Origin of the sequence: Anabaena sp. FACHB-1237, from assembly GCF_014696225.1 — a bacterium.
Lineage (GTDB): Bacteria > Cyanobacteriota > Cyanobacteriia > Cyanobacteriales > Nostocaceae > FACHB-1237.
The window spans coordinates 1-13,105 of the sequence record NZ_JACJPV010000070.1 but is presented as its reverse complement, the minus strand read 5'-3'; the positions used below and the strand labels follow the sequence as shown (position 1 = coordinate 13,105).

Here is a 13,105-nt window from a genome sequence, read left to right as displayed (position 1 = left end):
GTAGGGTTGGGATCATTAATACACCGAACCAGCCGATGTATAAACGATTGTTGGTGCTGGTGATAAATTCACAGAATCTATCCCAGATGTTCGCGCTTTGGCGCTGCTGGATTGCTGTGGTCATTGTCTTTATAATTGCTGTTTATGTATGTATGTTTTGGTAGGTGTTTCTACCTCACAAATTTATCCTAAGATAAATGTTTAGTTTTGTAAAGGGGTTTTCGTAATATTTTTTAACTTTTTGGCAAATATTTCTCTGCCTCAATGATCAAAGCTATATATAATCAGCTTTACAGACTTTATCTTTTTGTAAACTTTTTTGGAAATTTACTCCTAATATTGTAACAATGTCTTTATTTACCCAAAATACTGGTAATAATAGAAACAAAATTATTACCTATAGTCCAGCGTATACTCTTGTTCCAACTTATGAATGTTTTAATAGGTGTAGTTATTGTAATTTCCGTGTTGAACCAACTACAGATTCTTGGATGACGTTATCTCAAGCACGGGAGATTTTATTAAGGTTAAAAAATGAGGATGTTTGTGAAATTCTGATATTAAGTGGAGAAGTTCATTGGCGTTCTTCGAGACGTAAAAATTGGTTTCAGCTTATTTATGATTTATGCAGTTTAGCTTTAGAGATGGGATTTTTACCACATACTAATGTGGGTATATTAGATTTTGCTGAGATGGAAGCATTGAAAAATGTTAATGTTTCTATGGGTTTAATGTTGGAACAGTTGACACCTAGTTTATTAAATACTGTTCATCGTTATGCGCCTAGTAAGTTGCCAGAGTTGCGTTTACAACAGTTACAATGGGCAGGGCAGTTAAAAATTCCCTTTACTACTGGGTTATTGTTGGGAATAGGCGAAACGGAAGATGATAGATGGGAAACTTTAGGGGCGATCGCTGATATACATGATCAATATCAAAATATTCAGGAAGTAATTTTACAACCCCATAGTCCAGGAGCAGAGCAAAGTTTTGATGGTTTAGCTTTTAACCCCGATCATTTGCCGGAAGTTATTAGTCAAGCTAGGGAAATTTTACCTCCAGATATAACGATTCAAATTCCTCCCAATTTAGTCAAAGATGATCATTGGTTATTAGCTTGTTTAGATGCTGGTGCTAGAGATTTGGGAGGAATAGGTCCTAAAGATGAAGTGAATCCTAATTATCCACATTTACAGGTAGAATCATTAAGAAATATTTTACAACCTGCTGGTTGGAAATTAGTACCACGTTTACCTGTATATCCACAATTTTATGATAGTTTAAGTGATAAATTGGAAGCAGCGTTATCTAATAGTGCTATGAGCTATTTCCTAGCTAACAGTTTTAATTTTATAGACAAAACTACACACACATAGACAAACCTTTACAAGATATTTAGGGGTAAACAAGATAAAGTGTAGAGATTGTCCTAAGTTGACAATTTATAGACAAACCTAGGGGTGATTTTATGTTTAAGCCTCATGAATTTGCTAAAAAGATTGGAGTTTCAGTTAAGACCTTGCAGAGATGGGATGTAGAAGGGAAACTTCCAGCCAAGAGGAGTTTTACTAGTAATCATTGGTGTCAACTTACAGCAATGAGCAGTGCTAAACCCCTACTTAATACTATACTAATTTAAGTCATTTCCTAGTTTGCTGCTAGGTGCTATTGCTGTTTTAGGAATTTCCATAACTGGATTATTTAACGCTACCATAGGTGATGAATTAATTACAATAGGCTTTATGTTTGCTGATTGTGTTTGTAGGATATTGTTTTCTGCTATTTGGAATGTTTTAAAACTAGGTAATACACCATTGATTGTAGCACAGACACAAGCAGCGATCGCAGATCCACTTAAGATCCATTTTAACTGATAGCGACGATTAACCCGTGCAAATACTTGCTGTATGATGGTTTCGCAGGAATGCTCACTGGCAGGAATGGGCATATTCCGCAACTCTTGTCTAATGTGTAACTGTTTTTTGTATGCGTCTCTGATGGCTTTGTCTGTTGAAAGCCATTCTTCTACTTGCCTACGTTCATTAGCGGTTACTTCACCATCTAAATAGGCACTTAATAACTCGAAGCAATCTCGCTTCCTCATAGTTATACTACCTGTGGATTGACTAATAATTGATAATTGTCCATTGTCAATTGTCAATTGTTTGAGGGGTTAAATGGCAGAAAATACATAGAAAATATATATTTTCTGTGACAGTCCTTAATATTTGTTAAATAATGCCAGAGATTGCCGAAAAAGAAGTTTAGACTCTAAGCATTGATATAACTTTGCAATTGAGTTTGCAGTCTAGATCTAGCTCTAGCTATTCTTGATTTTACAGTTCCTAGAGAAACGCCGGTAATTTCGGCAATGTCTTCATAAGGTAGACCTTCGATTTCTCTAAGTATAATAGTAGTACGAAAAATCTCTGGTAAATCCGCGATCGCCTCTCGTAATTGTTCGTAAAATTCTCTAGTTGTTAATACCTCTTCAGGTCCTGGGGTATCACCGGCAATTTCCCAATCCATGTCACCATCATCTAAGGAAAGAGGAGCGTCGAGGGATAGGGGAGTAGCTACTCGTTTACGTTTACGTAATTCATCATAAAATAAATTGGTAGCAATACGACTTAACCAACCGCGAAATTTCGCAGGTTCTTGTAATTTGCTAATATTGCGATAGACACGAATCCACACTTCTTGAGCTAAATCTGCTCGATCTGACCAATCAGGGGCTAAGTGATATAAAACCTTATCAACTTGGGACTGATAACGACGTAATAGTTCAGAAAAAGCGGCACGCTCAGGACGTGATCCGACTTGACAACGTAAGATCAGATCATAATTTGAAAGTTTGTCTACTGTGAGTGATACTTCTGGGTAGGTAGCATCAACTTGTAACCAGGATACAGAAATTGATTGAGTCATAAAAGGAACTGCTTTAAATCATCCCCTCCTATTAGACGGGATAATTTAGTAAATGTTTCCACTTGAGGTGACGGATTAATGATCGCAACACGGAAATATCAAGATAGACTAGTGATAAAAATAGTGGTGAAGTCTTGTGTGGTATGGAGTTGAGGGAATATAGGGAACAGTGGTAATTGTGATCACTTGTGTAACTGGACTAGTGAGTGGGAGTCAGGAGATCCAGGAGTCAGTAGGGGTTTCCATGAGCAGTGCTAAACCCTGACAAGGACTCAGAATCAACAATTTTCTCGCCGATCCCCGCGCTCCACATTTCAGGGTTAATTAATGTATTTATAGGCAATGACAATGGCAAAAAATCAACCTGTAGCACGGATAGCAATGTTTCTTTGTTTTGGTACAGCTATGTTAGGGCTTGGTGTTTATTGGCAAACTATGAAGATAACAGGGCATTTAGATGAGAATAATACCGGATCCTCTACTGTAAAAAATTTGCCAGTGGCCAATAATCAACAGACGGCAAGAATAGAAGTTGGTGAAAGTGCTGTTGCTGCTTCTGTACCTAGTTCTGGCCAGAGGTATGTGATAGCTGGTGTAAATTCTGAATTTCTGAAAAATAAGGATAGTCAGATTTTATCTAGTAATAAGGGGTTATCTACACCTAAAAATAATAAAAATCAAGTTTTAGTAGATTTAAGCGATCGCCGGGTTTATGTTTATCGTGATGATATAGTCATTGCTTCTTACCCCATAGCAGTGGGTAAAAAGGGTTGGGAAACACCCACAGGAGATTTTCAAGTGATGCACAAAGAATACCACCCCATCTGGAAACACCCTATTACGGGGCAAATTTTTGATGGGGGTACTGATAGTCCTTTAGGCGATCGCTGGATTGGTTTTTGGTCAGATGGGCGCAATGAAATTGGTTTTCATGGGACACCAAATGTTGATCTGGTTGGATCTGCCGTTTCTCATGGGTGTTTGAGAATGCGTAATGCTGACGTGAAAATGTTATATACTCAGGTAGACTTAGGCACTCCTGTATTAGTTCGTGATTAGTGTAGTCATTCGTCAGTTGTTAGCTTTGAGGTTATGGCTTTAGCGTAGCTGCCGTAGGACTACGCCACGCTACGCAAACAGACTTCAAGGGAAGCGATCTATCGCTCAAAAATCATGAGAAAATTATTGGCTAAGTCCTAAGTTTTTCCATCACATTAATAAATTGTTACTAGTAACTAATCTATAGATTGAGATTTCCAAGGTATTGGATCAATAGATTTACCATTAACATATAATCCCCAATGGAGATGAGGACCTGTGGATGCTCCTGTGGAACCAATACCTCCAATAAGTTGCCCAGCTTTGACAAAATCACCTTCTTGGACGTTAATTTTACTAAGGTGCATGAAAATACTCACTACTCCTTGTCCGTGATCTATCCCAATTACATTACCATGAACACGGAATCCTTGAGCTACTGTACCCACTAAAGCAACTCTACCAGCGGCCGGAGCAACAACTGGTGAACCTGCTCCTCCTGCGTAGTCTACACCACGATGATAGTAGTCTTTAGCAAATTTACCATTATAGTAACGTCGTACTCCATACTTTGTGGAAATTCTCGCTTTGTTAGGTGCGATAAAAGCTCTTTCCCAGTATTTCTCTGGTGTCTGCAAGGCTTTTAATTGTGCTACTCGTTGTAGTTCATATTCTGTAGCTTTAACTCCAGCTTTTCCTGGCGGTAGATTTATTCGTTGTACTGGAAAGTCCCGATCGCCTACTAATACAGCCAGATTTCTTTCTTGCCCATTTCCTGTTATTCTTACTGTTCTTACTCCTGGTTTTTCTAAAGGTGTGGTAGGAATAAATGCACGATATTTATTCGGTGCTATAGCAAAGGCCGGATATGTGTTGTTTTCTGTTTGATTTTTAACTGTTACTACGGGTATATTCTGAGTTTCTTGTGGTTCTACATCTATCACTACTGAGATTGTATCCCCTAATTCTGGTTGTTTGGGTATAATTTCTACTTCTAAAGCCTGTACTGGCAAGGTTATAGCTATGGGTATAGTTGCTAATATACCTATAAATGTTTTCTTAATTTTATTAGTGTAATTAATTATGTTAAAATTTGATAAATTTGGTAATTTATGTTGGGGATTTACGGTTTGTGTTGTCATAAGATAATTAGAGTATTTCTGTATTTCTGATACTGTATCAGTCAGTGGACTATCGGAGAATATCAAAATGTTTCCATTATACCAGGTTAGAGATTGTCCTAAGTTGACAATTTATAGACAAACCTGTACACTCATAGACAAACCTAGGGGTGATTTTATGTTCAAGCCTCATGAATTTGCTAAAAAGATTGGAGGTTACAGAATGATAAATGATAAATGATAAATGATAAATGATAAATCATTAACTGAAAACTGATAGCTAAAGTCTAATTTTGAATATGAGAATATAAAGGATATGAGATTATTGGAGAAGTTTTAATTTTACCATCTTCCATAGAAATAATGCGATGTGCGATGTCAAAAATACGGTTATCATGACTGACGATAACAATGGTACAATTTTTTTCCTGTGCGAGTTTTTGCATTAATTTAACTACTTCTCGTCCTGAGTGACTATCTAATGCTGCTGTGGGTTCATCTGCTAATACTATTTGTGGTTCGCCAACTAATGCCCGTGCGATCGCTATTCTTTGTTTTTGTCCTCCTGAAAGTTGTTCTGGATAGTAATTCAAGTATTTTTCTAAACCTACTTTTTCTAATATTTCTATAGATCGTAAATTCATTTCTTTAACTGGAATATTTTCTTGATTTTCTAAGGCAATTTTTACATTTTGCAGTGCAGTTAAACTTTTATGTAAATTACATCCTTGAAAAATATAGCCATTGCGTCTTCTTGCTTGTACTAACTCTTCAGAGTTAGCATTACATAGTTCTTTTCCTAATACTTTTAAACTACCATTTTGAGCAGAACGTAAACCTCCAATTAAAGTTAATAATGTTGTTTTTCCTGAACCTGAATGTCCATTAATAATAATTATTTCTCCAGCATTTATTTCTAAACTAATATTAAATAATACCTGTTTACGCAACTGTTTATGACCAAAATAATAGTCAAGATTTTTTATAGAAATTACTGGATACATAAATAATTACCAAGGAGTTAATTAAAAATTGACAATTCAAACTTGAAATTTGAAAAATAAAAATGTTTGTTGTATTTAATTAGGACTTACGCAAGTGTCACACTAAAAAATCTGTTGAGTGGGTGCGTCAGATATCAACAATTTGGTTATTTACATGATTTATACTGTGTAACGTGGTTGGTGAGCTTGTCGAACCACACCCTACCAATGTGCCAGTTGCGCAAGTCCTGTTAATATAGTTTAGCGAGTTTGATAGAAATTTTTGTGGTGAATGCTATATTTAGTAGAATTAAAATTTCTCAATTCTTGTTATAGTAGGTAACAGAGAATAGAGAAATATCCTAAAGATTATGGCTAGTGATATACTATTAGCTAATTACTGATTACATTAAAACATATCAGCAGGATCAGCAGCGTGTAATTTATGAGTAGCGATCGCTCCTGAAAATGCACATATAATAAATGTCAAAAATAGAACTTTTGCACTTCTAAATAAAGTCATATATATAGGTAAATTAGTAGCATATTGAGTTAACTGATAAACTCCACAAGAAATGACTAAACCGGGTATAAAACCTAAAATTGCTAAAATTAATGCTTGTTCAAAGATCACTGTTAACAGATAATTATGACCATAACCCATAGCTTTAAAAGTAGCATATTCTTCTAAATGAGAATTAACGTCAGTAGATAATACTTGATAAACAATAATTACCCCAACGATAAAACCCATAAATACGCCTAAACCAAAAATAAACCCTATGGGAGAATTATTTCGCCAAAAATCATTTTCAAGTTCAATAAACTCCTGATGCGTGAGAACTTTAACATCATCTTTTAAATAATTTCTTAATTGTTGAGTTACTTGATTTATATCATAACCTGGTTTAACTTTCACTAAACCAATATTAATACTATTTATGGGTTGTCTACCTACAATTTGTACAAAATTATCTGCACTAGTAATTAAACTACCATCTGCTGCAAAAGAAGCACCTAATTCAAATAAACCTCCTATAGTAATTGTTTTGCCATTAATTTCTGTATTAACATTTTTTTGTTGAGTAATTTTAGATATGACTTGTTGATATTCTCCTCTGGTAGCACGATCAAATAATACCGTATTTGCTAATTTAATTACTTGTAATTGTTGATTAACTTGAGGTAAATTAAAAACTGGCTGATCAGGGTTAATACCAATTATTAAAACTCCTGTTTCTAATTGAGTTTGGGGGTTTTTCCAAATAATATGATTACAATACAGGGGTATTGCTGATTTTACGCCAGAAATATCCATTGTTTGATAAAGTCTTCTACGCGAAAAAATAGACAAACTTTGTAAATTTCTTGCTTGGGGACTAATTAAAATAATATCTGCTTGTAAACTGCGATGTAATCTGGTATTACTATCATATAAAGCAGTCTGAAAACCTAGTTGCATAAACATCAAAATATCCGCAAATGCAATACCAGATAATGCTACCAATAAACGACTTTTTTCATAGTTTAGTTGTAACCATCCTAATGGTGTTCTCCGTTTTATTTTCTCAAATATGTTCATAGTAGATAGGAAATAATAATTGATTTACTTACACATTTAATTACAATTGAATGACAACTTTAACTTGCATATTAGTAAGTTTTGCTGCTTTTTTAGTAGATGATAAATTTAGTTTAATTCTCACTTTAATTACTCGACTATCAATATTACTAGTTGCATCAGTATTAATGAAATTTTGCTTTTTTACTTGTAGCCCAATTTGTGCTACATGACCAAATAATTCTTCATTTAAAGCATCATTAAAGATGTTGACTTTTTGTCCTAATTTAACTTTATGAATGTCACTTTCATAAACTTCTGCAATTACATACATTTGACTAGTTTTACCAATGTCCATAATACCATCATTTGATATTAATTCTCCTGGTTGACTATGAATTTCTAAAATTTGACCATTTTCTGGCGATCGCACATAGGCATTTTCTAAGTTAATCTTGGCCTGTTTTACCATGACTAAACTACGATTTAATTCCGCTATTGCTGCATCTACATCTACTTTTCTCACTTCGGAAATTTGCTGTAATTTTGCAGATGCTTCTGCTATTTTCTGTTGATTACTAAATTGCAGTTTATTTAACTGAAATTTAGCTGATTTAAGGTTATTCTTAGTAGTTTGCAAAGTTACATATTTATCATCTTTTTGTGAGGCGGAAATTGCACCTTGGGAATATAATTCTTGATAACGTTGATATTCGCTTTCGCTATTTAACACTTCTGTTTCTAAGGTATTAATATTGGTAATTTGTGTTTGGATATCTCCTTGGTTTTCTACTATTAATCTGTTAATTATCGCTTGTTGTCCAGTCATTTCACCAATTTTAGCACCAGCTTTTATTTTCGCTAGGTTTGCTTCCATTACTTTCACTTCTGCTTGTGCTTGGGTTAATGCTATTTCTAAGCGATCGCTATTATCTAAAATTGCCATTATTTGTCCTTTTTTGACTATTTCTCCTTCTTTTACTAAAATTTTTTGTACACGAGTTCCCTCCCCAGATACCGCAGCAGAAACTTTAATTACTTCTCCTTCTGGTTGTATTTTTCCTAAAGCTGTAACTGTTTCTATTTTGGGAATAAATAGCGATGAAATTTCCGATTTTTGCTGTTTTTGATCATCAGAATATCGAAATATCCACAAAGTTATGACACTGACAACAACTACAAATAAAGATGCAGATATAGCAAGAGTAATTGTTAATCGCAACAGCAACTGAGAAGATAATAAACCTTGTTTATGGTTCTGCATAATAGCATACCTTTTCACCAATTATATTAAGTGACAAATGACGGGTTATTAATGATAAAAATGATTTTTAAGATTGTACTAACTGTTCATCCTATAATCACAATTAACCAGTAAAAAATACTTTCTCAGTTTTTTATTTATTCAACTGTAACAAATCACATTTTTTTCTTTAAATGTTAAGATTTCTACATATAGCGTTTCCTAATCTCTTCAAATACAAAATTATTATTTATTTCCGTCTCCATTTAATTATGATTAATTTTATATCTACTATAAATTGCTATAAACTGTTATTAAGACTTACTCACAGCTAACGAAATAATCAACTACCTTCCCGCAGCGTCTTGAAAAAACGTATAAACTAAGGAAAGAGGCTTTTACAGACTTTCCGTAACTACTTTAGTTATGAAAAGTGTCAATAAATATTTTAGCTTAATTTTGATTGGTATTGCTTATGCTATGTAGATAGTTCTTCCTCATCAAGTATATCTTAACAGGTTTATTAAATAATGTCAATAGCTAAAAAATGCACGGCTTTATATACACTAAATAACGTATTAGCAATAATATCAACAATGATACTATTTAATAATAAGCTGTTACGTAGAACAGGGAAGATGCCTGTTCCTGTTAAACTCATAGAGGTTAAATCTACAACAGCTTACTTATTTATCCTATCAATCCTCAAATTCCAGAAAAAACTACGTTTACCATTAGGACGTACTGTCAACCAATTTGTTTTGGCTAGTTCTAATTGCTCATCAGTTATTTTAGCACCAGTGAGATTAGCACCACACAAGTTAGCGTTTCGTAAATTAGCTTTGCTCATATAAGCATATCTGAGATCCGCACCTCTTAAATCTGCATCTTGTAAATTGGCATTACTCAGATATGCTTTAGTCAAATCTGTATCTTTGAGATTAGCTTTAATTAAACTTGAACTACCAAAATCTGAATTGTGAAGATCAGCACCTTGTAAATTAGCTTTGATAAATTGAGTGCCATGAAAATTACTTTCAGATAAATTAATACCAGGTAATCTTAAAAATTGCAAAGTATAGTTAGCAAAATCTCGTCTACCTTTAGAATAAGCACTCATAAAACTTTGAGAATCTAATTTGCGCTCTAAAGACGTTCCCTGATTAATATTGCTGTTTTTGTTATTAAAATGACTATATCTTCTTGCTGGATCATTAGTAGTCGCAGAAATTCCTCCAGAGTTCCTAGCTTTTTTAGCACGAATAGCAGCCGCAATTTTAGAGATATTTTCATTACTACTGCGCTCATTGGAGCTACCTGATGATGTACTCTCTAAACCATCAGTAAAAGGTTGAGATATCATTCCGCCTTCTAAACTCTCTAAATAGGGTTCAATATCTAAATCTCTTAAAACTTCTTTTGCTGTTTTATAACGGTTCTTGATAGAAACATCTAACATTTTCTTCAGCACTTTGATTAAATGATCGCTGATATTGACGAGATGTTCCCACATAATTTCCCCAGTGGTAGGATTATATTCCAAATTCTTGGGATTTTTGCCAGTTAATAAAAAGATACAAGTAATCCCTACTGCATAAATATCACTAGCATATACTGGTCGCATTGCTATCTGTTCAGGCGGAGCAAATCCAGGAGTACCGACAGCATAGGCGGTTAATACTATATGTTCTACCTGATTTGTTGGGACTTGATTGACCTTATTTTTAACAGCACCAAAATCTATTAAAACCAATCTAGCATCTTGAGAACGGCGAATTAAATTAGCTGGTTTAATATCACGATGAATAACTTGGTTATCGTGAATATACTGAACTAAAGGCATTACTTCACTTAAGAATTGCCTTACCCCAACTTCACTATAAGTACCATTTTTTTTCACTTCTTGTAGTAGTGTGTCACCACTGACATACTCTTGTACTAAATAAAACCGTTCATTGTCTTCAAAGTAATCAAGAATTCTGGGAATTTGTGGATGATTACCTATTTTACCCAGGGTTTCTGCTTCTCGTGAAAAAAGTTCACGTGCCATATTTAACAAGTATGGCGTTGTTCCTGAAGGTCTAAGTTGCTTGACAACACAGGGAGGTTTTCCTGGTAAATTTTCTTCAACAGCTAAAAATGTTGCACCAAAACCACCTTGGCCAATTTGCTTAATGATACGAAAGCGATCGCGCAACACTAATTTTGTGCCACAAGATTGGCACAATAAACTAGATGAGGCATTTTTAGGACTGGAACAGTTAGGATTTACGCAGTAGCTCATGTATGTACTGTCAACTCGCTGCACGAAAAGTAAGTGGGATAGCTATTTCTAGTTTTAAATATATCATAGAACACTACTCTTTTGACTATGTGATTAATACGGGAAAATAATTAAAACTTTTTTGTATCAGTGAATATTAAGCTAATGTGCAGCACTGTATAATTAAAAAACCTGAAGTTACAGTAGCACAAGCATCTTGCTTGTATTAATTATTCAAGTTAAAAGCACAACAGCTTATTGTTCAGAAGCCTGTGCTTGTGGACACAAAACTGTTAAAGGATGTGGATGTTAGGTAAGCAGTCAGGAGTCAGGAGTCAGAATAAAGAATTTTCCTCCTACTCCCTACAACTTAAAGATTAGACATTACATCTCTAGCAGCCGCTAAAGTTGCTTCAATATCTTCCTCAGTATGAGATAAAGAAGTAAAACCTGCTTCAAATTGAGAAGGTGCTAAATAAATACCTCGTTCTAACATTCCTCTATGAAAACGTCCGAATTTAGCGGTATCAGACTTTTTAGCATCTTCATAATTATGTACAGGACCTGCAGTAAAGAATAGTCCAAACATAGCACTAATAGAACCGCCACAGGCTTGATGTCCAGTTTCCTGGGCAATTTTCAATAAACCATCGGATAGTTTTTTAGTGATCTTTTCCAAATATTCAAAATTTCCGGGTTTACGTAATAACTCCAGAGTTTTAATACCCGCAGTCATAGCTAAAGGATTACCAGATAAAGTACCGGCTTGATATACTGGACCTGCGGGAGCAATCATAGACATAATATCACGACGGCCACCATAAGCACCCACAGGTAAACCGCCACCAATTACCTTACCCATTGTGGTTAAATCAGGAGTAATACCGAATTTTTCTTGAGCACCACCGTAAGCAATACGGAAACCAGTCATTACTTCATCAAATACTAATAAAGCCCCATTTTCTTGGGTAATTTCCCGTAAACCCTCTAAGAAACCAGCATCAGGAGGAATAAAACCGGCATTACCAACTACGGGTTCTAAGATAACTCCAGCGATTTCGTCTGGGTTTTGGTCAAATAAAGCCTTAACAGCCTCTAAATCGTTGTATGGCGCAGTTAAAGTGCCACTGGTGGCAGATTTAGGAACACCTGGAGAGTCTGGTAAACCTAATGTAGCTACACCTGAACCTGCTTTCACTAGGAACATATCAGCATGGCCGTGATAGCATCCTTCAAATTTGATGACTTTTTCTCTACCTGTAAAAGCCCGCATTAGACGTAATACTGCCATACAGGCTTCTGTACCTGAGTTGACAAATCTTACCATTTCTATACTAGGAACGGCATCAATTACCATCTCTGCTAATACATTTTCTAAAACACAAGGTGCGCCAAAACTTGTACCTTTGTCTAAAGCTGCTTGTAAAGCACTAATAACTTCTGGATGAGCGTGACCACAAATTGCTGGACCCCATGTACCAACATAGTCAATATATTTATTGCCATCTACGTCCCAAATATAAGCACCATTAACGCGATCGAATACTATAGGTTGACCGCCTACAGATTTAAAAGCGCGTACAGGAGAACTAACGCCTCCAGGCATAAGATTTTGTGCTGCTGCAAAAATTTCTTGTGATTTTGTGGTATTAAGGGTCAAAATTGCCTCCGAGAACTTTTGGATAAATTTGGATAAATGTTATGTTAAATAAATAACACCGAACATTGTCAATAATATACTGTACGTTATATCTTAGGGCATTACGTCACTTTTTGACCGTCATTTGTCACCTGACATAATTAGCTATAAAAGATGAGAGGGAATAAACATGACAGTATTTAGAGCGTCTAATGCTTTTATCCATTAAAACAAAACTCAAGTTAAATAAAACCCAAGAAATATTAATGGCTAAACACGCGGGTATAGCTAGGTTTACCTATAATTGGGGTTTAGCGACTTGGCAAGAT

11 protein-coding genes and 2 pseudogenes are annotated in these 13,105 nt (G+C 34.9%); 4 read left to right on the top strand and 9 right to left on the bottom strand.

Annotation, left to right across the window (positions count from 1 at the left end; all coding sequences use genetic code 11):
* Positions 1-124, bottom strand: a pseudogene (locus H6F32_RS19550) (photosystem II q(b) protein); the annotation flags it as partial.
* 223 nt (positions 125-347) lie between these two features.
* Here H6F32_RS19550 and cofG point away from each other — a divergent pair.
* Positions 348-1,376, top strand: a complete 1,029-nt coding sequence (cofG, locus tag H6F32_RS19545; RefSeq protein WP_190370943.1) for a 7,8-didemethyl-8-hydroxy-5-deazariboflavin synthase subunit CofG — start codon at positions 348-350, stop codon at positions 1,374-1,376.
* Between the two features lie 92 nt (positions 1,377-1,468).
* Positions 1,469-1,564: pseudogene (locus H6F32_RS19540) on the top strand (MerR family DNA-binding transcriptional regulator); the annotation flags it as partial.
* Positions 1,565-1,630: 66 nt separating this feature from the next.
* Here the strand turns inward: H6F32_RS19540 and H6F32_RS19535 are convergent.
* Together H6F32_RS19535 and H6F32_RS19530 are read right to left on the bottom strand one after the other, a co-directional pair.
* Positions 1,631-2,161, bottom strand: coding sequence for an anti-sigma factor (locus H6F32_RS19535; RefSeq protein WP_242031199.1), 531 nt, complete (start codon positions 2,159-2,161; stop codon positions 1,631-1,633).
* A gap of 110 nt (positions 2,162-2,271) precedes the next feature.
* The gene (locus H6F32_RS19530; protein WP_190370942.1) at positions 2,272-2,928 is read right to left on the bottom strand and encodes a sigma-70 family RNA polymerase sigma factor; all 657 of its coding nucleotides are present in this window, start codon (positions 2,926-2,928) and stop codon (positions 2,272-2,274) included.
* Between the two features lie 342 nt (positions 2,929-3,270).
* On the opposite strand from H6F32_RS19530, the gene H6F32_RS19525 reads away from it, so the two are divergent.
* Positions 3,271-3,987 (top strand): L,D-transpeptidase, encoded by a 717-nt coding sequence (locus H6F32_RS19525; RefSeq protein WP_190370941.1) that lies wholly within the window; start codon positions 3,271-3,273, stop codon positions 3,985-3,987.
* Between the two features lie 176 nt (positions 3,988-4,163).
* Here H6F32_RS19525 and H6F32_RS19520 read toward each other — a convergent pair whose 3' ends face one another.
* The 6 genes from H6F32_RS19520 to hemL form a co-directional block, all read right to left on the bottom strand.
* A complete protein-coding gene (locus H6F32_RS19520) occupies positions 4,164-5,108 on the bottom strand; it encodes a M23 family metallopeptidase (protein ID WP_190370940.1) in 945 nt (314 codons plus the stop codon).
* Positions 5,109-5,374: 266 nt separating this feature from the next.
* Positions 5,375-6,091: a DevA family ABC transporter ATP-binding protein gene (locus H6F32_RS19515; protein ID WP_190370939.1), complete on the bottom strand. Its 717-nt coding sequence runs from the start codon at positions 6,089-6,091 to the stop codon at positions 5,375-5,377.
* Between the two features lie 388 nt (positions 6,092-6,479).
* Positions 6,480-7,652 (bottom strand): ABC transporter permease DevC, encoded by a 1,173-nt coding sequence (gene devC, locus H6F32_RS19510; RefSeq protein ID WP_190370938.1) that lies wholly within the window; start codon positions 7,650-7,652, stop codon positions 6,480-6,482.
* 40 nt (positions 7,653-7,692) lie between these two features.
* Positions 7,693-8,895, bottom strand: coding sequence for an ABC exporter membrane fusion protein (locus H6F32_RS19505; protein ID WP_190370937.1), 1,203 nt, complete (start codon positions 8,893-8,895; stop codon positions 7,693-7,695).
* Between the two features lie 661 nt (positions 8,896-9,556).
* The gene (locus H6F32_RS19500; protein WP_190370936.1) at positions 9,557-11,158 is read right to left on the bottom strand and encodes a serine/threonine-protein kinase; all 1,602 of its coding nucleotides are present in this window, start codon (positions 11,156-11,158) and stop codon (positions 9,557-9,559) included.
* Positions 11,159-11,507: 349 nt separating this feature from the next.
* Complete coding sequence (hemL, locus tag H6F32_RS19490; protein WP_199294647.1) at positions 11,508-12,797, bottom strand: glutamate-1-semialdehyde 2,1-aminomutase; 1,290 nt, start codon at positions 12,795-12,797, stop codon at positions 11,508-11,510.
* A 191-nt stretch (positions 12,798-12,988) separates the two neighbouring features.
* Here hemL and H6F32_RS21005 point away from each other — a divergent pair.
* On the top strand, positions 12,989-13,105 hold a 117-nt coding region (locus H6F32_RS21005), incomplete at its 3' end, for a helix-turn-helix domain-containing protein (RefSeq protein ID WP_190370934.1).